Source organism: Saccharomonospora sp. CUA-673, from assembly GCF_001942305.1.
GTDB lineage: Bacteria > Actinomycetota > Actinomycetes > Mycobacteriales > Pseudonocardiaceae > Prauserella.
In genome coordinates, this window is sequence record NZ_MKKE01000023.1 from 19,571 (window position 1) to 43,512 (window position 23,942).

25 protein-coding genes and 1 pseudogene are annotated in these 23,942 nt (G+C 71.3%); 4 read left to right on the top strand and 22 right to left on the bottom strand.

Annotated features, from left to right (window positions below):
• Positions 1-62: 62 nt before the first annotated feature.
• From BJF85_RS12665 to thyX, 3 genes are read right to left on the bottom strand one after another with little or no spacing between them, the layout of a single operon-like run.
• Positions 63-1,628 (bottom strand): serine/threonine-protein kinase, encoded by a 1,566-nt coding sequence (locus BJF85_RS12665; protein WP_075847622.1) that lies wholly within the window; start codon positions 1,626-1,628, stop codon positions 63-65.
• 57 nt (positions 1,629-1,685) lie between these two features.
• On the bottom strand, positions 1,686-2,087 hold the full coding sequence (locus BJF85_RS12670) for an ACT domain-containing protein (RefSeq protein ID WP_075847624.1): 402 nt from the start codon (positions 2,085-2,087) through the stop codon (positions 1,686-1,688).
• Positions 2,042-2,845 (bottom strand): FAD-dependent thymidylate synthase, encoded by an 804-nt coding sequence (gene thyX / locus BJF85_RS12675; protein WP_075847672.1) that lies wholly within the window; start codon positions 2,843-2,845, stop codon positions 2,042-2,044. Before thyX ends, BJF85_RS12670 begins: the two co-directional genes overlap by 46 nt.
• Before the next feature lie 196 nt (positions 2,846-3,041).
• On the opposite strand from thyX, the gene BJF85_RS12680 reads away from it, so the two are divergent.
• Positions 3,042-3,737, top strand: coding sequence for a toxin-antitoxin system HicB family antitoxin (locus BJF85_RS12680; RefSeq protein ID WP_075847626.1), 696 nt, complete (start codon positions 3,042-3,044; stop codon positions 3,735-3,737).
• A 2-nt stretch (positions 3,738-3,739) separates the two neighbouring features.
• Complete coding sequence (locus tag BJF85_RS12685; RefSeq protein WP_075847628.1) at positions 3,740-4,642, top strand: DUF4097 family beta strand repeat-containing protein; 903 nt, start codon at positions 3,740-3,742, stop codon at positions 4,640-4,642.
• Here BJF85_RS12685 and BJF85_RS12690 read toward each other — a convergent pair.
• The 6 genes and pseudogenes from BJF85_RS12690 to BJF85_RS12715 form a co-directional block, all read right to left on the bottom strand.
• Positions 4,623-5,903: a winged helix-turn-helix domain-containing protein gene (locus BJF85_RS12690; RefSeq protein WP_075847674.1), complete on the bottom strand. Its 1,281-nt coding sequence runs from the start codon at positions 5,901-5,903 to the stop codon at positions 4,623-4,625. The two genes, BJF85_RS12685 and BJF85_RS12690, sit on opposite strands and share 20 nt — an antisense overlap.
• Before the next feature lie 170 nt (positions 5,904-6,073).
• Entirely contained in the window at positions 6,074-7,864 is a 1,791-nt protein-coding gene (locus BJF85_RS12695; protein WP_083666318.1) for a glycosyl transferase, read from the bottom strand.
• Positions 7,861-8,969, bottom strand: a pseudogene (locus tag BJF85_RS12700) (serpin family protein). Before BJF85_RS12700 ends, BJF85_RS12695 begins: the two are co-directional and overlap by 4 nt.
• A 28-nt stretch (positions 8,970-8,997) precedes the next feature.
• Positions 8,998-10,311 carry a deoxyguanosinetriphosphate triphosphohydrolase gene (locus BJF85_RS12705; protein ID WP_075847630.1) on the bottom strand — a complete coding sequence of 438 codons (1,314 nt, stop codon included), beginning with the start codon at positions 10,309-10,311 and terminating at the stop codon, positions 8,998-9,000.
• Positions 10,312-10,373: 62 nt separating this feature from the next.
• Complete coding sequence (locus tag BJF85_RS12710) at positions 10,374-10,937, bottom strand: YdcF family protein (RefSeq protein ID WP_075847677.1); 564 nt, start codon at positions 10,935-10,937, stop codon at positions 10,374-10,376.
• A gap of 60 nt (positions 10,938-10,997) precedes the next feature.
• The gene (locus tag BJF85_RS12715; protein ID WP_075847632.1) at positions 10,998-12,386 is read right to left on the bottom strand and encodes a glycine--tRNA ligase; all 1,389 of its coding nucleotides are present in this window, start codon (positions 12,384-12,386) and stop codon (positions 10,998-11,000) included.
• Positions 12,387-12,659: 273 nt separating this feature from the next.
• On the opposite strand from BJF85_RS12715, the gene BJF85_RS12720 reads away from it, so the two are divergent.
• Entirely contained in the window at positions 12,660-13,055 is a 396-nt protein-coding gene (locus BJF85_RS12720) for a helix-turn-helix transcriptional regulator (protein ID WP_255375593.1), read from the top strand.
• Complete coding sequence (locus tag BJF85_RS12725) at positions 13,052-13,510, top strand: Fur family transcriptional regulator (protein ID WP_075847636.1); 459 nt, start codon at positions 13,052-13,054, stop codon at positions 13,508-13,510. Before BJF85_RS12720 ends, BJF85_RS12725 begins: the two co-directional genes overlap by 4 nt.
• 12 nt (positions 13,511-13,522) lie before the next feature.
• Here the strand turns inward: BJF85_RS12725 and BJF85_RS12730 are convergent, their stop codons facing one another.
• From BJF85_RS12730 to BJF85_RS12790, 13 genes are all read right to left on the bottom strand, one after another.
• Positions 13,523-14,266: a TIGR03943 family protein gene (locus BJF85_RS12730; protein ID WP_075847638.1), complete on the bottom strand. Its 744-nt coding sequence runs from the start codon at positions 14,264-14,266 to the stop codon at positions 13,523-13,525.
• Positions 14,263-15,273, bottom strand: a complete 1,011-nt coding sequence (locus tag BJF85_RS12735; RefSeq protein WP_075847640.1) for a permease — start codon at positions 15,271-15,273, stop codon at positions 14,263-14,265. Before BJF85_RS12735 ends, BJF85_RS12730 begins: the two co-directional genes overlap by 4 nt.
• 58 nt (positions 15,274-15,331) lie before the next feature.
• Positions 15,332-15,742: a YbjN domain-containing protein gene (locus BJF85_RS12740; protein WP_075847642.1), complete on the bottom strand. Its 411-nt coding sequence runs from the start codon at positions 15,740-15,742 to the stop codon at positions 15,332-15,334.
• Positions 15,739-16,638, bottom strand: coding sequence for an isoprenyl transferase (locus BJF85_RS12745; protein ID WP_075847644.1), 900 nt, complete (start codon positions 16,636-16,638; stop codon positions 15,739-15,741). Before BJF85_RS12745 ends, BJF85_RS12740 begins: the two co-directional genes overlap by 4 nt.
• The gene (gene recO, locus BJF85_RS12750) at positions 16,586-17,497 is read right to left on the bottom strand and encodes a DNA repair protein RecO (protein ID WP_075847646.1); all 912 of its coding nucleotides are present in this window, start codon (positions 17,495-17,497) and stop codon (positions 16,586-16,588) included. The genes BJF85_RS12745 and recO overlap by 53 nt, the downstream gene beginning before the upstream one ends.
• Before the next feature lie 100 nt (positions 17,498-17,597).
• Positions 17,598-17,978 carry a DUF2752 domain-containing protein gene (locus tag BJF85_RS12755; protein ID WP_075847679.1) on the bottom strand — a complete coding sequence of 127 codons (381 nt, stop codon included), beginning with the start codon at positions 17,976-17,978 and terminating at the stop codon, positions 17,598-17,600.
• 168 nt (positions 17,979-18,146) lie between these two features.
• Positions 18,147-18,818 carry an RDD family protein gene (locus BJF85_RS27340; protein WP_083666322.1) on the bottom strand — a complete coding sequence of 224 codons (672 nt, stop codon included), beginning with the start codon at positions 18,816-18,818 and terminating at the stop codon, positions 18,147-18,149.
• Positions 18,819-18,965: 147 nt separating this feature from the next.
• Positions 18,966-19,889, bottom strand: a complete 924-nt coding sequence (era, locus tag BJF85_RS12765) for a GTPase Era (RefSeq protein WP_075847681.1) — start codon at positions 19,887-19,889, stop codon at positions 18,966-18,968.
• A gap of 71 nt (positions 19,890-19,960) precedes the next feature.
• Positions 19,961-20,296: a cytidine deaminase gene (locus BJF85_RS12770; RefSeq protein WP_075847648.1), complete on the bottom strand. Its 336-nt coding sequence runs from the start codon at positions 20,294-20,296 to the stop codon at positions 19,961-19,963.
• The gene (locus tag BJF85_RS12775; RefSeq protein WP_083666324.1) at positions 20,289-21,785 is read right to left on the bottom strand and encodes a hemolysin family protein; all 1,497 of its coding nucleotides are present in this window, start codon (positions 21,783-21,785) and stop codon (positions 20,289-20,291) included. Before BJF85_RS12775 ends, BJF85_RS12770 begins: the two co-directional genes overlap by 8 nt.
• Positions 21,782-22,333: an rRNA maturation RNase YbeY gene (ybeY, locus tag BJF85_RS12780; RefSeq protein ID WP_075847650.1), complete on the bottom strand. Its 552-nt coding sequence runs from the start codon at positions 22,331-22,333 to the stop codon at positions 21,782-21,784. The genes BJF85_RS12775 and ybeY overlap by 4 nt, the downstream gene beginning before the upstream one ends.
• Before the next feature lie 9 nt (positions 22,334-22,342).
• Positions 22,343-23,455, bottom strand: coding sequence for a PhoH family protein (locus BJF85_RS12785; RefSeq protein ID WP_083666325.1), 1,113 nt, complete (start codon positions 23,453-23,455; stop codon positions 22,343-22,345).
• A 96-nt stretch (positions 23,456-23,551) separates the two neighbouring features.
• On the bottom strand, positions 23,552-23,932 hold the full coding sequence (locus BJF85_RS12790; RefSeq protein ID WP_075847654.1) for a histidine triad nucleotide-binding protein: 381 nt from the start codon (positions 23,930-23,932) through the stop codon (positions 23,552-23,554).
• Between the last annotated feature and the right edge of the window lie 10 nt (positions 23,933-23,942).

The window sequence follows — 23,942 nt, forward strand, 5'->3', positions numbered from 1 at the left end:
CGCCGGTCGGCACCGGAAGTTCTTCCGAACGCCGCCCCGGCGGGCCCGCTACCGCACCGGTCTCACTCGACGTCGCGGGTGACGGTGCTGTCGAGGCGGCCGCCCTCGGCGGGCACCGCGAAGCAGTAGATCGAGCGCACCGGGTCGTTGTCGTCGGTGATCGGACGGTTCCACTGGTCCTCGGTCGGCACCATCGCCAGGTACTGCAGACCGTCCCGCGCGGTGTCGCGGATGCGGTTGCTGTGGAACGACGCGGCGCACTTCGCCTCGGCGAAGGTGCGCACGTACTCGTCCCCGGGGTAGGACGCCGTGACCTCGTCGCCCGTCCCGGACTGCGACGGCGTCACCGACGCGTGGTCGAACATCTGCGCGTCGTGCGATTCGTCCTCGCAGCGCACGGCGTTGCTGTCCGAGAACGCCGTCCCCGGGGTGAGCGGGGTGTTCACGCACGGGCGCGTGCCGGGGTTGAAGTAGTAGTGCTCGATGTCGCCGCCCTGGCCGTAGGTCAGCGTCTCGGCCATGGCGCCGTCGGTGCCGCTCGACCAGATCGGCCTGCCGAGGAAGATCCCGCCGACCAGCAACGCCACCGCCGCGGCGGAACCGCCGATGAGCAGCGCCTTGCGCTTGCCGGCCGACATGCCGCCGGACGGTCCGCCGCCGGCCGTGTTCGGCATGGCGGTGGTCGGCGGTCCGCCGCCGGGGTGCATCGCCGTGGCGTGCGGTCCGGGCTGTCCGGCCATGGGGTATCCGGCGGTGGGTTGGCCGCCGGGCGGGGTCATCGCGGGCTGGCTCGCCGCGGTCAGCAGACCGCGCGCCTGACCGGCCGGGATCCGCGCCTCCGGCGCCGCGGTCAGCATGCCCGTGATCGCGGTGGCCAGCGGTCCGTGCGTGCGGGCCAGCTGCGGCGCCTCGTTCATGATCGCGTGCAGCGTGGCCGCGGTGGTCTGCCGTTCGAAGGGCAGCACGCCCTCGGCCGCGAAGTACAACGTCACGCCCAGCGACCACAGGTCCGACGCCGCCAGCGCCTCCTGACCGGCCACCCGCTCGGGCGACATGAACGCGGGCGAACCGATCAGCATCCCGCTGGTGGTGATCCGCGGGTCGTCGACGGCCTGCGCGATCCCGAAATCGGTCAGCTTCGCGCGGCCGTTCGGCGCGACCATGATGTTGCCGGGTTTGACGTCCCGGTGGACGATGCCGGCACGGTGCGCGGCCTCCAGGGCCGACAGCACCTGCTCGCCGATGCGGGCGACCTCGTGCAACGGCAGCGGGCCCCGCTCGGCGACCAGGTCCGACAGGGTCGGCGCCTCGACGAGCTCCATCACGATGAACGTCGCGTCCCCCTCGGTGACGACGTCGAACACCGTCACCACGGCCGGATCGTTCAGCCGGCCACCCGTGCGCACCTCGCGCAGCACGCGTTCGGAGAACACCGTGGCGCTCTCCCCGTCCGGCAGCCGCAGTTCCTTGATCGCGACATGCCGCCCGATCACGGTGTCCTCGGCACGCCACACGACACCCATCCCGCCCCGCCCCAACTCGGCCAGCAGGCGGTAGCGGTCGGCCACGGTCCGCGCCGGACGGTGGGCGTGGGTGGTCGAATCCTGGTTCGGGGCGTTCTCGGTCACGCGGTGGCCTCACTTCGTCCAACTGGGTGCGCGCCGATAGTAACGACGCCTATCACCTCAGACGTCCGAAACGTCCACCTCGTGCCCTGCGCCACGCAACGCGTCGACGGCGCGGTCCAGATCGACGGCCTTGACCAGCAGGTGATCGGTGTCGAACGTGGAGATGCCGAACAGCGCGACCCCGGCCGCGGCCAGCTCGTTCGACAGGGCGGCCACGATGCCGGTGAGCGTGAACGCCAACGGTCCGCGAACCGTGAGCAGCCGCCAGCCGCGCTCGGCCTGCGCCGCGGCGGGCGCGACGTCCGACGGGCACACCACCGATGTCTCGTCGCCGGTGCGCGTGACGGACACGAACACCCCGTCGGTGCGGTCGAACAGCCCGGACGGAACGGGTTCGGCGGCGTCGAGGCGGACTACCGCGTACTCCCCCGGCTTGACGTCGATGGCGAGCCGGCGCACCGCGGATCAGCCTCGGCCACGCGCGGGCTGGTGGCGACCTCGGTGCCGTCGGGCAACGTGGAGATCGTGAAGTCGGAGAAGACGTTCTCGGCCGCCTTCTGCAGCTCCCGCAGGCACGCCACGGCCAGTGCGCGGATCTCGACGTCGGCGTGCTCGGTGGCGCGCATCGCGATGAAGTGCCGCCAGGCGCGGTAGTTGCCGGTGACCACGATGCGGGTCTCGGTGGCGTTCGGCAGTACGGCGCGCGCGGCCTGCCGGGCCTGCTTGCGGCGCAGCGTGGCGTTGGGCGCGTCGGCGAACTTCTCCTCGAGGCCGGCGAGCAGCTCGGTGTAGGCGTCCACGCTGGCCTGCGAGGCCGCCAGGAACTTCTCGTGCAGCTCCGGGTCCTCGGCGATGACGTCCGGCTCGACGAACGCGGCGTCCTTCTCCGGCACGTACCGCTGCGAGAGCTGCGAGTACGAGAAGTGCCGGTGGCGGATGAGCTCGTGGGTCAGCGACCGGGAGATGCCCGTCAGGTAGAAGGTCACCGAGCCGTGCTCCAGCACCGACAGGTGGCCGACCTCGATGATGTGGTCGAGGTAGCCGGCGTTGGTCGCGGTCCTCGGGTTGGGCTTCTGCCACGACTGGTAGCAGGCCCTGCCCGCGAACTCTGCGAGCGCCTGCCCGCCGTCGGCGTCGGTGCTCCACGCCACGTCCTCCGGCGGGAAGAACTCCGTCTTCGCGATCAACCGCACCTGCGGCGACACCGTCTCGGCCACGTCCGACTCCCTCACGTCTCGACCCCGGTCTGTTCGACCCGAGCAGCGGGCCCGTCGGCCCCTGCTCGCTGCATCGCGCAGCGTACTTGCCGGCACCGACGATCGTCGGGACCGCCCGGCCCGAACGCCAGCCGACGTCACCCCGCTCCTCCGATGACGCCTTGCGTGATGTCAACTATGACGTCACCATGGGGTCATGGACCTCACCCCGTATCTGGACCGGCTGCGCGAGGACCTCGCGACGAGCGCCTCCGCCGGCGACGAGGAGCTGCAGCGGGCCGCCACGGTGCTGTCGGCGGCACTCGAACCGGCGGCGCGGCTGACGCTGATGAACGCCCTCGCCGACATGGCCGCCGAGGTCAGCTCCCACCTGGACGAACACACCGTCGACGTGCGGCTGGACGGGCGCGACGTGCGGGTCGTCGTCGAACGCCCCGCCCCCGCCGGCCCGGACGCCGGCGGTGCGGGCGAGGCCGGGACGCCCGGCCCGGACGCCGGCTTCTCGTTCGATGACATCACCGACATCACCGGAGCCTCGGGTGACATCAGCCGGATCACCTTGCGCATCGTCGAGCAGATCAAGGCGCAGGCCGAGCAGGCCGCCGCGGCGCAGGGGCTGTCGTTGAACTCGTTCGTCGCGCAGGCCGTTCAGCAGGCACTGCGAGCGGGTCAGCACCCCCACGGGGGATCGTGGGGCGGCCCGCCGTGGCAACACCCCGGCCGGGGCCGCGAGGACCGGCCGTGGGAACGGCGCCGCGGACCGCGCCGCGGCCACGACCGACCCGGGCGCAGGCCCGACCAGCGCGGGGCCGACCAGGACAAGCAGGACGACCAGCAGGCGGGCCGGCCGCGGACCGACCGCTCGCATCTGCACGGATGGGTGGAGGGCTGATCATGAGCGAGCAGCCGGCGGACCCGGTCCGCGTCGAGACCTTCGACCTCGACGCGACCGCACCGGTGGAGGTGGACGTCGACATCCCGTTCGGGTCGGTGACGGTCCTGCTCGGGGACGGACCGTTCTCGGCGACCGTGCGCCACGACCCGGACGCGCATCTGCCGTGGACCGACAGCGTGACGAGCCTGCTCAGCTGGGTGGGCGACCGGTTCGGCGCGGCCGAACTGGCGGGCACTCCGTCCGACGCGGTGGCGCAGTCGCGGATCGAGGCCGACGACGGTCGCATCGTCGTGCGCGGACCGGGCGCGTTGCCGCTGCACGCGGTGCCGCTGGGCGTCACGGTGCACGCCCCGACCGGCAGCTCCGTCCGCGTACGCGCCGCCGCGGGTCCGGTCACGGTCGACGGCACCGCCGGTGACGCCGAGCTGAGCACCGGGTCGGGCGGCGTGACCGTGAGTGCGGCCGAGGGCGCGGTGACGATCCGCGCCGGCGGTGGCGACGTCACGGCCGGCGCGCTGCGCGGCGGGGTCCAGCTGCGCTCCAAGGGCGACGTCGACATCGCGCTGGTGGGCGGCCCGTCGGCGGTGACGACCAGCGCCGGCGACGTGCGCCTCGGCGAGGTCGCCGGCGACACGCTCATCCGCACCAGCAACGGCGACGTGACCCTCTCCGACGCCGCGGCCGGGGAGATCGACGCGACGACCGGGTCGGGCACGATCCGCGTCGGCGTGCGGTCCGGGGTGGCCGCGGAGATCGACCTGTCGTCCGGTTCCGGGCGTGCGATCAGCGAACTCGACGTCGCCGACATGGCTCCCGACCGCGACGTGCCTCTGTCGGTGCGGGCGCGCACGGGCGTCGGCGACGCCATCGTGTGCCGGGCGCTCACCGCGACCGCGGGCTGACCTCCGCCCTCAGCTCGGCGGCCAGGTTCCCGGCGTCGCCGACGGCGACGTCGTCGAGTTCCAACCACGCGGCCGTCTCGCGCAGCTGGGCGGCGAGCTCGGCGGCGACGCGGCGACGGTCGACGCCGCGCCCGTCGAGGTCCGGTTCGGCGAAGACGCCGGGCACCCGCAGCACGGAGGCGGCGCGGTCGGCCTTGAGGTCGACGCGACCCACCAGCTGCCCGTCGAGCAGGAACGGGAACACGTAGTAGCCGTACTCCCGTTTCGCGGCGGGCACGTAGATCTCGATGCGGTAGCGGAACCCGAACAGCCGCTCGGTGCGGGCGCGTTCCCAGATCAGCGGGTCGAACGGGCACAGCAACGCGCGGCCGGTCACGCTGCGCGGAGTCGTCGCGTCGCTGTGCCGGTACGCGTGCCGGTCCCATCCCTCGACCCGCACCGGTTCGAGGGTGCCGTCCTCGACCAGCTCCCCGACGGCCGTGCGCGCGACCTCCGGACCGAGGCGGTAGTAGTCCCGCAGGTCCGTCTCGGTGCCGACGCCGAGCGCGTCGGCCGCGTTGGCCACCAGCCGGCGCGCCGCCTCGGCCGGGTCGACGCGACGCTCACGGACGTGCGCCGGCAGCACCCGCTCGGTCAGGTCGTAGCAGCGTTCGAACCCGCGGCGCGTGCCCGTGCTCAACTCCCCCGTGCCGAACAGCCACTCGCACACCTTCTTGACGTCCGAACGCTCCCACCAGGCCCCCGGCGTGCGGCGCTCCCCGCCCGTCAACGCGCGTTCGATCGCACCCGCGCCCACCGGCCCGAGGTCCTTGACCACCGCCAGGATGTCGTCGACCAGCCCCGTCGACTCGTCCACCAGCCGTTCGTAGCCGCGCCACCAGCCGCGACGCTTCGCCCCCGACATCAACAACGGCCAGTCCTCCACCGGGACCAGGCTCGCCTCGTGCGCCCAGCACTCCACCAGCAGCCGCGGCCTGCGCGCCGTGTCCACCCAGGCCGCGTCGTCGACGAGCGCCGGATCGTAGGGACCCAACCGGGCCAACAACGGCGCGTAGTGCGCTCGCATCGCCACGTTCACCGAGTCCAGCTGCAGGAGCTTGATCCGGTTGAGCGTCCCCGTCAGCTGCCGACGGGTCGGTTCCCGGGCCGCGGGAGCGGCCGTGCCTGCCGTGGGAGCCGGTTTCCGGGCCGCGGGGGCGGCGGCCAGGCCCTGGGCTTTCAGGGCCGTCCTGCGGGCTGTGTCGAGGCGGAGGGTACGCACGCCCGTGATCGTGGCACGCCCCACCGACAGTCCGGTGTCAGCATCTCACGTCGCCGTGTCGGCATCCTGCGCGCGCGTGTCAGCGTTTCACGTCGCCGTGTTGACACGTGGCGGCACGAGATCTGCACTCGGCACGGCGAGATCCGCCTCCCGCGCCTCGAGAGCTGCGTTCAGTTCCCCGAGGGCTGCGTGAGCGATGTGGTGTTCCAGATCCACATGCCGCCCTGCTGTCGTCCCGAGTTGCCCAGCAACTGCTCGACCGTGGCCCGCAGCGGCACCACGTTCGGGTGGTCGTCGCGCAAGGCGACCACGTCCGAATGCCAGTACCGCAGATCCTCGACCGCCTGCTCGCGTTCGGCCTCGCCGACCGTCGTGGCCATGCCCGTCTCGTCGACCTCGGCCAACAGCTCCGACGTCGGCGTCCGCTGCGCACCGTAAACGCCCCCACCGTCCTCACCGGGCCCCACGAAGTAGCCCTCCGACAGCCGGAACTCCAAGCCCTGATCCACCTGCCAATGCAACGGATCCGCGTACCCCGCGCTCGGCAACGGCACGATCGTCACAGCCCGGCCGTCCCGGACATGGTTCTGCCACTGGCCCGACGCGAAGAACTCGGGCACCTCGTCCCGCGCCCCCACCGGCAACGCCATCGGCATGATCGGCACCAACGCCACCACCAGCGCACCGCACCAACTCACCTGCGCGAAATGCCGCCACTCCGCCTGCCACCGCAGCCCCAGCACCCGCTGCGTCGCCATCGCCAACAGAATCCCTGCCAACGGCGCACACGCCAGCGCGAACCGCGACTCCAACACCGCGTCCAACAACGGCGCGTCGTACAACGCCATCCACGGGCCCGGGATCGACGTGCCCTCGCCGTGCACCACCAACAGCACACCCATCGAGATCCACGCCATCACGAACATCGACACCGCCACCGCACGCGCCAGCGCCACCCGCCACAACGCGACCGTCACCGCCACCAACACCAGGATCAAGGGCCATCCGAAGAACGCGTTCTCCTCGGTGCGGTTCATCGACAACTCGACCGCCGACTCCTCCGAACCCGCCAACGAGTTCGACGCATACGCCGTGAACGCCGCCAGGTCGTTGCCGTTCAGCCCGTGCTCGATCCCCTGATAACTCTGCGGACCCGCGAACTGCCACCACAACGGCACCGCCACGAGCACCGCCGCCACCGCGCCACCGACGGCCACGCCCGTCGCCATCGGACGCACCATCGCCGCCACCTCCGCCGGCCGCGACAACGCGTACACCACGGCGAACACCACCATCGCCACCGCGGCGATCAGCAACGACTCCTCGCCGACGAACACCTGGAACGCCGCCAGCAGCCCCAGAATCACGCCGTGATGCACCGGCCGCTCGCCGCGCGCCAACAACACCAACCGGTGCACCAACAGCGGAATCACCAGCAGCACCACGAAATTCGGGTGCGCGTTGGCGTGCGACACGATCGGCGGCGCGAACGCCGCCACCGACGCACCGAGCACCGCGGCGCCCCGACCGTCCACGATGTACCGAGACAACAGCCAGTACCAGGCGAACGCCGTCGCCGCGATACCGCCGCTCAACGTCAACGTCCACGTCACCGTCGGTCCGAACAGGACCGTCACCGGCGTCAACGGAACCCCGAAACCCAACATCGCCGTATTGGCCATCAGGTTCACGCCGAGCGGGAAGTTCTGCAGATCCGTGTGCAACGGATTCGACAACGTCAGCACGTTCTCCGCCGTCACGGCGAAGAACCACTCCCACATGTTCTGGTCCTGGCCCGCGTACGCCAGATAGCCCGAGTCGAGATGCCACCACAGGTCGCGGTACAACAACACGCCCGCCGCGACGAAACCCACCAACACCAGGACGTCGACAATCCGGCCCCGCACATGGGAATCCGGCCGCACCACCGAACTCGGCGCGGCCCACACCGCGGAACTCACGGCGTGACCACTCGTGCCAGGAAGTACACCGCCCCCGTCGCCGCGTGCCGCACCAACAGCAGGAACGGACGGTTCACGTCGACCACCACGGGCTCGTCCGTCGGCATCGAGACCAACCGCATCGTCGCCGCCGTCGCCGCCGCGCCCTCGACACCGCTCTCGTCGACGCGCAACACCGCCTGGTGCAGCACATCCGACACGCACAACCGCGGATCCTCCGACAACGCACCGAAATCGGCCTGGGGCGTGAACATCCGCCGCACCCCGAGCCCGCGCAACGCATCACCCCACGCGGACGGCACGTCCAACGACACCCGCGGCATCGTCAACCGCACCCGCTGTCGGCGCACGCCACCCAGCAGGTCACCGAGCACGTGCTCGTCCAGTGCGGACTCGGCATCGGCCAACCGCCGGTCCGGCAGCAACACCACGGCCTCGACGCCGCCCACCGCCGGCACCGACACCAACTGCCAGCCCGCGGCCTCGGCATACCCCAGGCGCGTCGTCTGCCGCATCATCGGCACCGGCAGCGGTCCGTCCGGCGTGTGGAAGTCCCGCTCGGCCGTGTCCCCCTCCGGGAACGGATGCTGCCACTCCGCCCGCAGGTACAGCGCGTTCACCAACGTCGCCACCGTGTCGCCGCCGATCGAACCCGACGGCAACAGCTCCGGAACGAGGTCCCGGGTCGTGGCCGCCACGTCGGCGTTGATCCGCGCCCGCGCGCCCTCCGGGTCGTCCACGAACGGGGCCTGCGCCACGCGCCCGACGGCCACTGGGCGAGCGCGTCGGCGTACCCGTCGGCGATCGGCAGGCCGTCCCAGGCCCACAACGTGTTCGACACCGCCAGCTGCGGTTCCGCGCGGCCCCGCGCCTGCTCGAGCTTCGCCGCCGCGGCCAACAGCTCGGCCTGCTCGGCGGGCGTCGAATCGTCGCCGGCGAGCAGCTCGGCGACCTCGCGGGCCGTCTCCCCTCTCGCCGCGTCGGTCACCAGCCCCAACGCGCTCGCCGCCGAGTACGGCGACACGCACGCGTCACTGTCCCCCGCCGTGGCGCGGTGCACGGCCAACGCGAACCGCAGATGTGCCAACTCTCCCCTGGCAGCCATTCCGTGACCGTATCGTCATCGACGTGAACTAGGCGTGGCGGCCCGTGTGCCAGGCATGCCACGCGTGGGCCTGCGCGTCGGTCAACGTCGCCACCTGGTCGATCACCACCCGCAGTCGCGCCGCGTCGTCCGGCGCCGACCGCCACACGTGCGCATACACCGGTTCGAGCGCGTCCGGCGACCGGGCCAGCAGCACGTCGACCAGCTCGGCGAGCAGCTCCCGCTGCCCCTCCTGCATCACCAGCCTGCGCCGGTCGCTCAACACGTACCGCACCGCCAGCGCCTTCAACAGCGCCACCTCCGCGCGCACCCGAGCGGGCACGCGCAGGTCGGCGGCGTGGCGCACCAGCGGCGCGTCGCCGTACACGGCGCGCGTCTCGGTCACCGCCGCCGACGCGTACCGGCCCACCAGCACGCTCGTCAGTCTCTTCAACGCGACCTGCGCGCCGAGCGTCGAGTCGTAGTCCTGCCGGGCCAGCTCCGCCACCCCCGGCAACGTCAACAGTCCCGCGGCCGCGTCCTCGACGGCCGACACCGGCTCCGACGTGAAGTACTTCGCCGCCAGCTGTGCCACCGCCGTGCGCTCGGCCTCGTCGACCAGCACCCGCAGCGAGATGCGGCCCGCGCGCACCCCGTCCTCGACGTCGTGCACCGAGTAGGCCACGTCGTCGGCCCAGTCCATGATCTGCGCCTCGATGCAGCAGCGGTCGCCGTCGGCGCCCTCGCGCATCCACGTGAACACGTCCACGTCGTCGGCGTAGACCCCGAACTTCGGGGTTCCGGCTCCACGCGGCCACGGATACTTCGTCGCGGCGTCGAGGCTGGCGCGCGTGAGGTTCAACCCCAACGTCGCCGGCGCCGAGTCCTCAGCCTCCGAGTCCGCGGCTGGGCCCGCCGACTCCGGCCCGAGCACCTTGGGTTCGAGGCGGGTGAGGATCCGCAGCGTCTGCGCGTTGCCCTCGAACCCGCCGCACGCCTGCGCGACCTCGTTCAGCGCCTGTTCTCCGTTGTGCCCGAACGGCGGATGGCCGATGTCGTGGGCCAGGCCGGCCGTGTCGACGATGTCCGGGTCCGTGCCCAGGTCCTCGGCGATCCCCCTGCCGATCTGGGCGACCTCGAGCGAATGCGTCAGCCGTGTCCGCGGCACGCCGCTGACCTCTGCACCCTCGCCCGGGCCGACAACCTGCGTCTTGCCGGCGAGCCTGCGCAGCGCGGCCGAGTGCAGCACCCGCGCCCGGTCCCGGGCGAACGCGGTCCGCGTGTCCCCACGGGCGCTGTCCCAGCCGCCGTCCTTGGCCGGTTCGGCACTGGGCCGGGCGCGATCATGCTCGGTGTACGACACGTGCGCAGTGTACGAAACGGGCGCAACCTCCGGCGGTTGTTCGGCAGGACCCGCCGGACCCGTCAGGAACGCACGCTGTCGACGCCGAGCAGGTGGTAGTACAGCAGCGCCGCGGTCTCCCGCGTGATGTACCAGGCCTGGGTCTCGCGGGTCTGCACGATGGGCCCGGAGTGGGTCGGCGACGTCCACGACGTGACGCCCTGGTCCTCGAGCATCGTCTTGGCCCGCAGCGAATGCCACGGATCGCTGACGATCACCGACGTCTCCCAGCCGTGCTGTTTCGCCTCACGGGCCGCGGCCTCCAACGACTTCAGCGTGTCGTTGCCCTCCGGCACGGTGACGACGTCCTCGGCGGGCACGCCGAGTCCGGTCAGCCACGTCGTGCCGGCCTGCGCCTCGCTGTAGGTGTCGCCCTGCGCCCGGCCACCGGTGGTGACGATGCGCGGGGCGACACCCTCGTCGTAGAGCTCCTTGGCCTGCGCCAACCGGTAGGTGAACACCTGCGACGGCGTGCCGTTGTACTGGGCGGCGCCCAGCACGACGATCGCGTCGACGTTCGGCCGTTCATCGGCCCGCGCGACGTACCAGACCCGCAGCGCGGTGCCCAGCACGAGCACGAGCGCCATCAGGACGACCCCGGCCACGGCGCGGCGCACCCACCGCGTCACATCCACGGACGTCGACTCTCAGCAGCCGATGAGGCGAGCAGCCAGATACGACTCCAGCTGGTCGATCGCGATGCGCTCCTGGTTCATCGTGTCGCGCTCGCGGACGGTCACGGCGTGGTCGTCGAGGGTGTCGAAGTCGACGGTCACGCAGAACGGCGTGCCGATCTCCTCCTGCCGCCGGTAGCGCTTGCCGATGGACTGGGCGTCGTCGAAGTCGACGTTCCAGTGCTTGCGCAGCATGGCCGCGATGTCCTTGGCCTTCGGGGTGAGGTCGGAGTTGCGCGACAACGGCAGCACCGCGACCTTGTACGGCGCCAACCGCGGGTCGATCTTCAGCACCGTGCGCTTGTCGACCCCGCCCTTGGCGTTCGGGACCTCGTCCTCGGTGTAGGCGTCCAGCAGGAACGCCATCATCGGCCGGCCGACACCGGCCGCGGGCTCGATGACGAACGGCCGGTAGCGCTGTCCGCCGGCCTGATCGAAGTACGACAGGTCGACGCCGGAGTGGTTGGAGTGCGTCGTGAGGTCGAAGTCGGTGCGGTTCGCGATGCCCTCGAGCTCACCCCACTCCTGGCCGGCGGAGAACTGGAAGCGGTACTCGATGTCGACGGTCCGCTTCGCGTAGTGCGACAGCTTCTCCTTCGGGTGCTCGAAGTGCCGCAGGTTCTCCCTGGCGATGCCCAGGTCGGTGTACCAGTCTGTGCGCAGGTCGATCCAGTACTGGTGCCACTTCTCGTCCTCGCCCGGCTCGACGAAGAACTCCATCTCCATCTGCTCGAACTCGCGGGTACGGAAGATGAAGTTGCCGGGCGTGATCTCGTTGCGGAACGACTTGCCGATCTGGCCGATCCCGAACGGCGGCTTCTTGCGCGCCGTGGTCTGCACGTTGAGGAAGTTCACGAAGATGCCCTGGGCCGTCTCGGGCCGCAGGTAGTGCAGACCCTCCTCGGACTCCACCGGACCCAGATGGGTCTTGAGCATCATGTTGAACTCGCGCGGCTCGGTGTACTGGCCGCGGTTGCCGCAGTTCGGGCACGGCACCTGCGACAGGTCGTCCTCGTCGACCTCGGTGCCGGTGCGCTCGGCGTAATCCTCGGCCAGCTGGTCGGACCGGAAGCGGCGGTGGCACTCGAGGCACTCGACGAGCGGGTCGTTGAACGCGTTGACGTGCCCGGAGGCCTCCCACACCTGGCGGGGCAGGATCACCGACGAGTCGATCCCGACGACGTCGTCCCGGCTCTGCACCATGGCCTTCCACCACTGGCGCTTGATGTTGTCCTTCAGCTCGACGCCGAGTGGTCCGTAGTCCCACGCAGACCGGGTACCGCCGTAGATCTCCCCCGAGGGGAAGACGAAGCCACGACGCTTGCAGAGGTTGACGACGGTCTCGATGCTGTTGGCGGGCACTCCACGCTCCGTGGGAACTATCGCAGTGGTGGTTCGATGCAGGTGTCGATGCAGTGTCGCCCGAAGCCTGGTCGCACGCGGTGCAGCTGGCTGCCGCGGGCGCTTCGATGCGGTCCTGCGTCGATGTGAACCACCAGACTAGCGTCGCCCACCCGGGGCCCGGCCGAGGGGCGGGCGCGGTGAGCAGCGCTTCGGCGCCGGTGGCCTGGCGCTACCGCCTAGAATGGTCGCGACACGCCGGGACGCACTCGAAGCCGACACCGAGGAGGGGCCATCACCGCCGACATCACCGGAGCAGGCGAACCCGGGACGGGCGATGCCGTCCCGCCGCCCCACGATCACTCCGTCGGGTCCGCGGCCCCGCCGACGCCGCCGCCCTCGACGGAGGCCCTGGCCGACGCGGGTGAGCTGCTGCGCGCGCTCGCGGCGCCGGTGCGCATCGCCATCGTGCTCCAGTTGCGCGACGGCGACCGGTGCGTGCACGAGCTCGTCGAGGCCCTCGACGTGGCCCAGCCGTTGATCAGCCAGCACCTGCGGGTACTCAAGTCGGCGGGCGTCGTACACGGTCAGCGTCGCGGCCGGGAGGTCGCCTACCGGCTGGTCGATGATCACCTGGCGCATATCGTGGTGGATGCGGTCGCACACGTGCAGGAGGAGGCGAAGCGATGACCACGTCGGCGGACACGTCGAACACGAAGGCCCCGCTGCCGGGGCGCAGGGCCACCCGGCAACGCGCCGCGGTCGTCGACCTGCTGGCCGACGTCAACGACTTCCGCTCCGCCCAGGAGCTGCACGACGAGCTCCGCAGGCGCGGCGAGGGCATCGGGCTCACGACCGTCTACCGCACGTTGCAGTCGCTGAGCGAGGCCGACGAGATCGACGTGCTGCGCACCGACTCCGGCGAGGCGCTGTACCGGCGCTGCTCCGAGCACCATCACCACCACCTGGTGTGCCGCAGCTGCGGCTACACCGTCGAGGTGGAGGGCCCGGCCGTGGAGCGATGGGCGCAGAAGATCGCCGACGGCAACGGCTTCTCCGACATCAGCCACATGATCGAGATCATGGGCACCTGCGCCACCTGCACGAACGCGGGGGCCGATGCCGGGCCTGCGGCCGAGGCCTGACCCGGGGCCTGATCACGTCTCGTACGGGTCGCCCGGCTCCGGGATCTCGCGCAACGTCTGCACCTCGACCGCGGGCACGTAGTCGGTGTCCCGGCGGTCCCCGCCGTCGACGAGCCGCCCGGTGACGACGACCCAGGTGTCGGCGGGCAGCAGGTCGGCCTGCCCACCGTCCAGCTGGGCGCGCAGCGCGAACGCGTCGGCCGCGCAGCAGCCGATCACCATGCGGGCCAGCTGCGGGCCGTCCTCTGTGGGCACGACGAACCCGGTGAGCCGCACCGTCCGCTCCTCGAGCGCGCCCGACTCGTCCCAGCCGGCGCGGGTGACGAAGTCGGTCATCGACATCGGCACGACGTCCCCGGCCGGCAGCGGCCCGAACTCGGTGTCGGCGGGTTGGAAGTTCTGCCGCTCGCGCAGCACCGAATCGGCGCCCAGCGCCGGCGGTGCCACCAGCAGGACCGCCAGCACGGGCGCGAGGATCAACCACGCGGACCTGGCGCCGTGTTCGTGATGGTGCGCGTCGTGCCCCGGATCGTCGCCCGCAGCATCCGCGGAGTCGTCGTCCGCCCCGGCGCCCGAGGACGCGCGGACGTCCCGCACGATCGCGACGGCGCCGAGCAGCACGGTGATGATGCCCGCGATGACGATCCACGGCAGGTGGGCGCCCTTGACGTAGCGCAGGTAGTCGCCCGTGATCGCGATCTTCAGCAGCGCACCGCCGAGCAGCAGCAGCACGATGTTCTGCGTCTCGCGTTTCATCGCACGCCTCCGAGGAACAGCACGCCCGCGCCGACGCCGCACAGGAGCGCGACGACGAACGTGGCGGGGGCGAAGCGCAGCGCGAACCGGCGGCCGAACGTGCCGGCCTGCAGCGCGAACAGCTTGAGGTCGATGGCGGGGCCGACGACGAGGAACACCAGCCGCGGCAGCAGCGGCAACGCCGACAGCGACGCCGCGACGAACGCATCGGCCTCGCTGCACAGCGACAGCACGACCGCCAGCACAGCCATGACCAGCACGGCGAGCACGATCTGCTCGCCGAGGGTGGAGAACCACTCGGCGGGGATGAGCACGCCGAAGGCCGCGGCGACGGCGGCGCCGAGCACGAGGAACCCGGCCGCGTCGACGAGGTCGGCGCGCGCGGTCTCGGCGAACACCCGCCACCGCCGCTTGCCCTCGACCTCGGGCATCCGCCGCAGGGCACGTTCGGCGATCCATTCGAGTTTGCCCCAGCGCATCCACAACCAGCCCATGAACAGGGCCGTCGCGAACGAGCCGACGAACCGGGCGGCGACCATGGCCGGTTCCCCGGGGAAGGCCACGACGGTCGACACGAGCACGATCGGGTTGACCGCGGGCGCGGCGAGCAGGAAGGTCAGCGCCGCCGCGGGTGCCACGCCCTGCCCCATGAGCCGCCGGGCCACCGGCACCGAGGCGCATTCGCAGCCGGCGAGCACGATGCCGGACGTTCCCGCGACGCCGACGGCCGCGGATTCCCGACGCGGCAGCACCTTGCGCAGCAACGAGGCGGGCACGAACGCGGCGATCGCCCCGCTCAGCAGCACGCCGAGGACCAGGAACGGCAGCGCCTGGACGCAGATGGCCACGAACACCGTCGACGCCGTGCGCAGGGCCGGCACGTCGAACAGCTCGCGCAGCCAGTTCTGGCCGAGGATCGCGAGCACCAGCAGGGCGCACAGCACCTGCATCGAGGTGATGCGCCCTCTGCCCCGCGCGCCGCGGGGGTTGTCGACAACGGTTTCCATGACGGGCCTCATGGTGCCAGGTGCCGCGAACGCCGCCGCCGCGACCGCGCGGGTCCGCTCAGCCGTCGACGATCTCGGAACGCACCTGGGACGCGGTGGACACGACCAGCATCAGCAGGGTTCCCAGCGGGGCCGGGTCGAGTCCCTGGGCGGGGAAGGCGTATCGCAGCGTGACGTCCATGCCGCTCTCGTTGTGCACGATGCCGAGCGTGCCGAACAGGCCCTGACCGGCGCGTTCGGCCACGACGGCAGCGAGTTTCGGGTCGTCGGGCAGATCCCACGCGACGACGCAGGTCAGGCTCAGCACGAGCAGACCGTCGGCGAGCCGCATCGCCTGCACCACGCACGGCACGTCGGAGTGTTTGAACGTGAGCGTGCCGTCGTCGTCGACCTGCACGTCGAGGTAGCTCTCGAGCGCGTCCTTCGCGGCGGCCAGCAGTTCGGCGGTATCGGCGGCCTCGGTCGTCATGCGGGGTCCCTCCCGGGATCATCGGTGTCGCCGCCCGCGCCGGTGTCGTCGGCGGTATCGGTGGGCGCGGCGGTGCTCTGGTCGGCGCCGCTCCGGCTCTGGTCGATCGCGGCGCCGAAGCGGCGGTCGCGCTTGGCGTACTCGAGGCACGCGTCCCACAGCTGGGTGCGGTCGAAGTCGGGGAACAGGGTGTCCTGGAAGACGAACTCGGCGTAGGCCGCCTCCCACAGCAGGAAGTTCGACGTGCGCAGCTCGCCGGAAGGGCGCAGGAACAGGTCGACGTCGGGCATCTCCGGCTGGTACAGGTACTTCGCGATGGTGCGCTCGTCGACCTTGTCGGGGTTGATCTCCCCGGCCGCGGCGGCCTGCGCGATGCGGCGCGCGGCGTCGCCGATCTCGGCGCGTCCGCCGTAGTTGACGCACATCGTCATGTTCAGCCGCGTGTTGTGCCGGGTCTTCTCCTCGGCGGCCTCGAGCTCCTTGATGACGCTGCGCCACAGCTTGGGCCTGCGGCCGGCCCAGCGGATCCGCACGCCGATGGAACCGAGGTAGTCGACCTGGCGGCGGATGGTGTCGCGGTTGAAGCCCATGAGGAACCGCACCTCGTCGGGGCTGCGTTTCCAGTTCTCGGTGGAGAACGCGTACACCGACAGCCATTTCACGCCCAGTTCGACGGCGCCGCTGGCCACGTCGATCATGACCTGCTCGCCGCGCTTGTGCCCCTCGATGCGGGGCATGCCGCGCTGGTTGGCCCAACGGCCGTTGCCGTCCATGACGAGCGCGACGTGTTCGGGCACCAGCTCGGGCGGGATCGCAGGCGGCCGGGCGCCGGAGGGGTGCGGGTCAGGTGCCCGCGTCTCTCGGATCACCTGCGCTTCGCGCGCCTTCCGCCGCACCTGCCACCTCCGCCTTCCCTGGCACGTCTGCTGTGGTCGTTTCCCGGCCGTCCCCGGTGTCGTCGGGGTCCGCCGGTTCGGGTTCGTGCGGGTTCGACCCTAACGCGGCGGTCAGTGGCGCCTCGCGGGCACGGCGTTCGACGAACGGCAGCGACCGGAGTTGCCGTTCGAGGTGCCATTGCAGATGGGCGGCGACGAGCCCGCTCGCGTCGCGGCGCACGGCCTGGGTGGTGGCCTCGGCGGCGTCCCAGTCGCCGTGCAGCAGGCCGGCCATGAGCACGAGCACGTCGGGGGCCGGATGCACCGAGCCCGGGATGCGGCAGCGGGTGCACAGCAGCCCGCCCGCCTGGACGTTGAACGCCGCGTGCGGGCCGTGTTCGCCGCAGCGGGCGCATTCGGTGAGGGCCGGTTCCCAGCCGGCGAACGCCATGGCCCGCAGCAGGAACGCGTCGAGCACGAGGGAGGCGTCGCGGTCGCCGCCGGCGAGGGCGCGCAACGCACCGCACACGAGCAGGTACAGCTTGAGTGCGGGCTGCTCCTCCTCGGCGGCGAGCCGGTCGGCCGTCTCGACGATCGCGGCGGCCGCGGTGTAGGCCTGGTAGTCGCCCACGATCGGCAGGGCGAACGCGTCGACCGTCTGCACCTGGGTGACGACGTCGAGGGTGCGGCCGGTGTAGAACTGCACGTCGACGTGGCCGAACGGTTCGAGCCGGGCGCCGAAACGGGACGTCGTGCGCCGCACACCCTTGGCCACCGCGCGCACCTTGCCGTGGCGCCGCGTCAGCAACGTGATGATGCGGTCGGCCTCACCGAGCTTGTGCACACGCAGCACGACGCCGGTGTCCCGATACAGACTCACCGGGACATGATCCCACGACCCGCCGACACCCGGCCGGCACCGGCGGGCCCGTGATCGTGATCGTGGCCGTGGATCAGCGCCCCGGCTCGAGACCCGTCTGTCAGGTGGACCGGAACCATTCCCCTGCCGGGAGCCCACGGAACACCCACCACGCGGTCGTGAGCACGATCAGGCCGGCTACGAGGGCCTTACCGACACCGCCGGCCGGCCACCACCGGGACGCGCGGCCGGTTTCCCAGCGCGCCAACGCGACGAGCACCACTGCCAGCAGCGGTGCCAGGACACCCACGGCGAAGGCATTGTGGCCGAGCGCGCCGAGAACATCGCCCCGCAGGAGATCGCCCACAGCGCGACTGCCACCGCAGAAAGGACAGCCGACCCCGGTCAGGGCCCGGAACCAGCAAGGCACGACGACCACGCCGGTGCCCAGGGCGAGACCGCAGGCGAGGCCGCCACCCGCGAGCGCCGGCGTGACACGCATGGCGTGCCACGGCCGGACCGCCCGCGGGGACGTCATGTCAGTAGTTGACCGGCTTGGTCGAGATCACGTAGGTCTTCGCGGCCTTGTCGTGCCAGCCCTGGCGACCCTGCTCGTCGAAGAACGGCGACAGGATCATCAGGAGGCTGACGATCCCGCCGATGCAGGGGATCAGCCCGGGGCCGAACAGGCACGCGATCCGGGTGAACGCGGGCCCGGCACGACCTCTCCCCCGGGGTGGTTCGTGCTCAGCTCGGTCACGACCCGCAGCCCGGCCACGCTCTTACCCACGGTCGCGCCGCGGCTGCTGATCATCAGACCCTCGTAGAGGATGAACAGAATCGACGTCAGCGGCGCCATCAGCAGCGAGATCCACCACATGTCCGGGTTGGACATGACGACGGCGAACTGCAGGATCATCATGAGGATCCCGACCGGAAAGCCGACGATCAGCCCGTCGACCAGCCGTGCGAGGAACCTGCTGCCCATCGTGCCGAGCACCAGAGGGCCGGTGTTCGGGAACTGGATCTGCGCGCCGGGCACGATGATCCGAGCCTGGCCCGCCGTCATCTGGCCGCCACCGGGCGGCTGGCCGGGGAATCCACCCGGCTGGCCGTAAGGCTGCTGTCCGTACTGCTGCTGACCGTAGGGCTGCTGCCCTCCGTACGGCTGCTGCCCATACGGTTGCTGACCGTAAGGCTGCTGTCCGTACTGCTGCTGGCCATAGGGCTGCTGCCCGGGCACGCCCGGCTGTTGAAAGCCTCCCGACTGAGGGTTCGGCTGCTGGTAACCACCCGGCTGGCCGGGGTACTGGCCCGGCTGCTGGTTGTACGGATCGGTCATGTGGGTCTCCCCCGGTGCGTCGATGATCGCGCGAGAGGCTACCGCATCACCCGTGCCGTCCGGGCACGCCCGTGGCGATGTCACCCGGCGGCGTCCGAAAAGGCGACGATGCCCGGCTCGGCCTCGCCCGGATGCGACCCGGCGACCTCAGAAACCGAGTCTGCCGAGTTGCTTCGGGTCGCGTTGCCAATCCTTGGCGACCTTGATGTGCAGGTCGAGGTAGACCTTCGACCCCAACAGCGCCTCGATGTGCTTGCGGGCCCCCGCGCCGACCTGCTTGAGGCGACTTCCCTGGTGTCCCAACACGATCGCCTTCTGACTCGGCCGCTCGACGTACACGGTCGCGTAGATGTCGATCAGGTCGTCGCGGCCCTCGCGGGGCAGCATCTCCTCGACCGTCACGGCGATCGAGTGCGGCAGTTCGTCGCGCACGCCCTCGAGCGCCGCCTCGCGGATGAGCTCGGCGATGAGGGTCTGCTCCGGTTCGTCGGTGAGGTCGCCGTCCGGGTAGAGCTGCGGCCCCTCCGGCAGGCGGCCGACGAACACGTCCGCGACCGTCTGCACCTGGTAACCGTCCACAGCGGACACCGGGACCAGTTCGGCGAAATCCATCACCTCCTGCAGTGCCAGGAGCTGCTCACCCACGGCGTCGCGGGTGACGAGGTCGGTCTTCGTCACCAGGCCCACGACGGGCGTGTTCTTGGCGATCTTCGCCAGTTCGGCGGCGATGTAGCGGTCGCCGGGGCCGATCTTCTCGTCCGCGGGCACACAGAACCCGACGACGTCCACTTCGGACCACGTCTGCTTGACGACGTCGTTGAGCCGCTCCCCCAGCAACGTCCGCGGCCGGTGCAGCCCCGGGGTGTCGACGATGATCAGCTGCGCGTCGTCGCGATGCACGATGCCGCGGATCGCGTGCCGGGTCGTCTGCGGCTTGTTGGACGTGATCGCGATCTTCGTGCCGACGAGCGCGTTCGTCAGGGTCGACTTGCCCGCGTTCGGACGGCCCACGAAGCAGGCGAATCCCGACCGGTGCTCGGCGTCGGTCTCCCGCCACCCCGTGTCCTGGATCCCGGCGGCCCGCAACTTCGCCTCGAGGTCGTCGCCGCTCTGCTGGCCGGTGCTACCGGAACCGGTGTCGGTCACCGCACGAACTCCTGAACCTCGCCGGCCGGGTTGGCCCGCAGCACGGGCGCATCCTCGTTCAGATCGCGCACGGCGTGCACCGACGCCTCGACCACGAGCGGCTCGGCGGTGACGACCGCGGCGGCCTCGAGCCCCTCGGCCCCGCTCGACACCGCGGCCGCGACGGCGGCCTGCACGGCGGTGAGCTTGAGCGAGGGCAGGTCGACCGTCGCCGCCGCGTAGGTCCGCCCGTCGGTGTCGCGCACGGCCGCACCCTCGGCGGCCTGCGTCCGGGCCCGGGTGGAACGGGCCAGGACAACGAGCTTCTCGTCCTCGGGGTCGAGGTCAGGCATGTTCGACGCTCCTATCGCTGTCGAGCTGGTCACCCGCGGTGCCGCGCTTGCTGTTCTTGCCGCTGTCTCTGCTGTCGCCGGTGCCGGTCGCGGCGCCGCCCGTGGAGCCGCCCGTGGAGCCGTTGACCTCGGCACCTTCGGACGTGTCGCCATCGGGCCGGGATCCCCCGGAACGGTCCGCGCCGGCGCCGCCGTCGCCCCCGGTCTGCGACGTACCGGCGGGACGCACGACGACGGTCGTGATGCGCATGCGCCCGCGGCGGTCCTTGCCGCCCTCGGCACGCAGCCGCAACCCGTCGATCTCCGCCTCCGCGCCCGGCAGCGGCACCCGGCCGAGCCGGGCGGCCATCAGGCCGCTGACGGTTTCGACGTCGTGGCCGGACAGGTCCACCCCGAACAGTTCGCCCAGGTCGTCGACGCCGAGCCGGGCGGACACGCGCACGGTGTGCTCGCCGAGCTCCTCGACGTCCGGGCGGTGTTCGGTGTCGGACTCGTCGGTGATCTCGCCGACGATCTCCTCGAGGATGTCCTCGATGGTCACCAGACCGGCCGTGCCACCGTACTCGTCGACGGCGATGGCCAGGTGCTGCCGGGAGACCTGCATCTCCTTGAGCAGGCCGTCGAGCCGTTTGGAGTCGGGCACGACGTCGACCGGGCCCATGAGCTCGGCCACGCCGCGCGCGGTGCCCGCCGTGACGTCGGTGCCGTCGGCCATCGACGCCTGCACCAGGTCCTTGAGGTTGACGACGCCGATGACGTCGTCGACGGTGTCGCCGATCACGGGCAGCCGCGTGTACCCGGTGCGGATGGACAGGGCCAGTGCCTGCCGGACGCTCTTGTCGCGTTCGATCCACACGATCTCGGTGCGCGGCACCATCACCTCGCGGGCGACGGTGTCGCCGAGTTCGAACACCGAGTGGATCATCTCGCGCTCGTCGGTGCCGACGACGCCGCGTTCGCCGGCCAGGTCGACCATCTCACGCACCTCGGCCTCGGTGGTGAACGGGCCCTCGCGGAAACCCTTGCCCGGGGTGATCGCGTTGCCCAGCACGATGAGCAGGCGGCTCAGCGGACCGAGGACGATGCCGAGTACGCGCACCGGCAGCGCCACGAGCCGGCCGACCCGGTACGGGTGCTGCCGGCCGATGGTGCGCGGTCCGACGCCGACGAGCACGTAGCTGACGAGCACCATGAGCGCGCCCGCGCCCACGACGGACGACCAGTCCTCCTGGAACCGGCGCAGCACCACGACCGTGACGAGCACGGTGGCGGTCAGTTCGCAGGCCAGGCGTAACAGCAGCAGCAGGTTGATGTGCCTGCTGCGTTCGTCGATGACGGCCACGAGGTGCCGTGCACCGGCCCGGCCCGCGCGGCGCATGCCCTCGACCCGGGCGCGGGACACCGAGCTGACGGCCGCGTCCGCGGCGGCGAACACGCCGCCGAGCAACACGAGCGCGACGGCCAACACGAGGGCCGCGGTACTGCTCACGGCTGCTCCCGGTCCGCCCCTCCGTCGAGCCCGGCGGCACCGAGCAGACGGTCATCGGCGCTGCGTTGGGCCTCGCGCCGGGACGCCTCGAGGCGTGCGGCCCGGTACTCGGCCAGGATCCGGTTCTGCAGCCCGAACATCTCGCGTTCCTCGGCCGGTTCGGCGTGGTCGTAGCCGAGCAGGTGCAGCGTGCCGTGGACGGTGAGCAGGTGCAGCTCCTCCATCAACGAGTGGCCCGCCTTCTTGGCCTGGTCGCGCGCGAAGGCCGGGCACAGCACGATGTCGCCGAGCAGCGCGGCCGTGTCGTCGGGCGCGTCGGGACGGCGCGTGCCCTCCATCTCGTCCATGGGGAAGGCCATCACGTCGGTCGGTCCCGGCAGGTCCATCCACCGCTCGTGCAGTTCCTCCATGACCTCGAGGGTCACCAGCAGGACCGACAGCTCGGCGAGCGGGCTCACCTCCATCCGGTCCAGGGCGAAGCGGGCGGCCGACACGATCGACCCCTCGTCGACGCCGACCCCGGACTCGTTGGCGATCTCGATGCTCACGCGTGTTCCTCAGTGCTTGCCATGTGCTCGGTCAGTACGGCTCGGTGCGTCGCCGCCGGCCGCGTCCTGCGTGGCCTGCCATTTGTCGTAGGCGTCGACGATGTCGGCGACGAGCTTGTGCCGCACGACGTCGCTGCTGGTGAGCGAGGCGAAGTGCAGGTCGTCGACGCCGTCGAGGATCTCACGCACGATGCGCAGGCCGCTGCGCTGCCCACCGGGCAGGTCGACCTGCGTGATGTCACCGGTCACCACGACCTGCGACCCGAACCCGAGGCGGGTCAGGAACATCTTCATCTGCTCGGGCGTGGTGTTCTGCGCCTCGTCGAGGATCACGAAGGCGTCGTTGAGCGACCGGCCGCGCATGTAGGCCAGCGGCGCGATCTCGATGGTGCCCGCCTGCATCAGACGCGGGATGGACTCCGGGTCGACCATGTCGTGCAGCGCGTCGTAGAGCGGCCGCAGGTACGGGTCGATCTTCTCGTGCAACGTGCCCGGCAGGTAGCCGAGCCGCTCGCCCGCCTCGACGGCGGGCCGGGTCAGGATGATCCGGTTGACCTGCTTGGCCTGCAACGCCTGCACGGCCTTCGCCATCGCCAGGTACGTCTTGCCGGTACCGGCCGGGCCGATCCCGAAGACGATCGTGTGCTTGTCGATCGCCTCGACGTAGCGCTTCTGGTTCAGCGTCTTCGGGCGGATCGTGCGGCCGCGCCGGGACACGATGTCCAGGCTCAGCACCTCGGCGGGCGATTCGGCGTTGTCGGCGGCGAGCATCCCGACCGTGCGGCGGACCGTGTCCGGGCCCACCTGCTGGCCCTTTGAGGCCAGCACGGACAACTCGGCGAACACGCGCTCGGCGAAGGCGACGTCGGCGGGCTGCCCGGTGAGCGTGACCTCGTTCCCCCGGACGTGCACGTCGGCCTGGAGCAGCTCCTCGGCGACCCGCAGGTTCTCATCGCCCGATCCGAGCAACGCCAGGGTCGCCGTATCGGGAATCGGGAACTTCGAGCGCGCCTGGTTGCCGCCGGTGTCGGACGTATGCTGCGGAACGGTTCCGGCCACGTGGCCTCGGGCCTGCCTTCTGCACGTGTCGTGCCAGTCGGGATCGGATGTCTTGCCTGTCATGCTAACGGCCGGAGCCGCACCCGGTCGCCCGGATTCACCCACCGCACGGCCCCGGTACGCGGCCGCGCCGCGCGAACCGTGCGGGGAGGCGGGCCGCTACTGCGCCTGCTGGGTCTCGTAACGCCCGAAGTGGCCCAGCTGTTCCCCGCCGAGCACGTGGGCGTGCACGTGGAAGACGGTCTGCCCGGCGTCGGCCCCGGTGTTGAACACCACGCGGTATCCCCCGTCGACCAGGCCCTCAAGCTCCGCGACGTGGTGTGCGGTGGTGAGCAGCTCGGCCAGCAGCGCCGGATCGGCGGAGGCGAGCTCGCCGACGTTGCGGTACCGCGTCTTCGGCACGATCAGCACATGCACCGCGGCCTGGGGGCTGATGTCGCGGAACGCCAGCGTCGTCGCCGTCTCGTGCACGATGTCGGCGGGGATCTCCCTGGCGATGATCTTCTCGAACAGGGTCTCTGCGGGGTCCGGGTCGGTCATGGCGCGAACT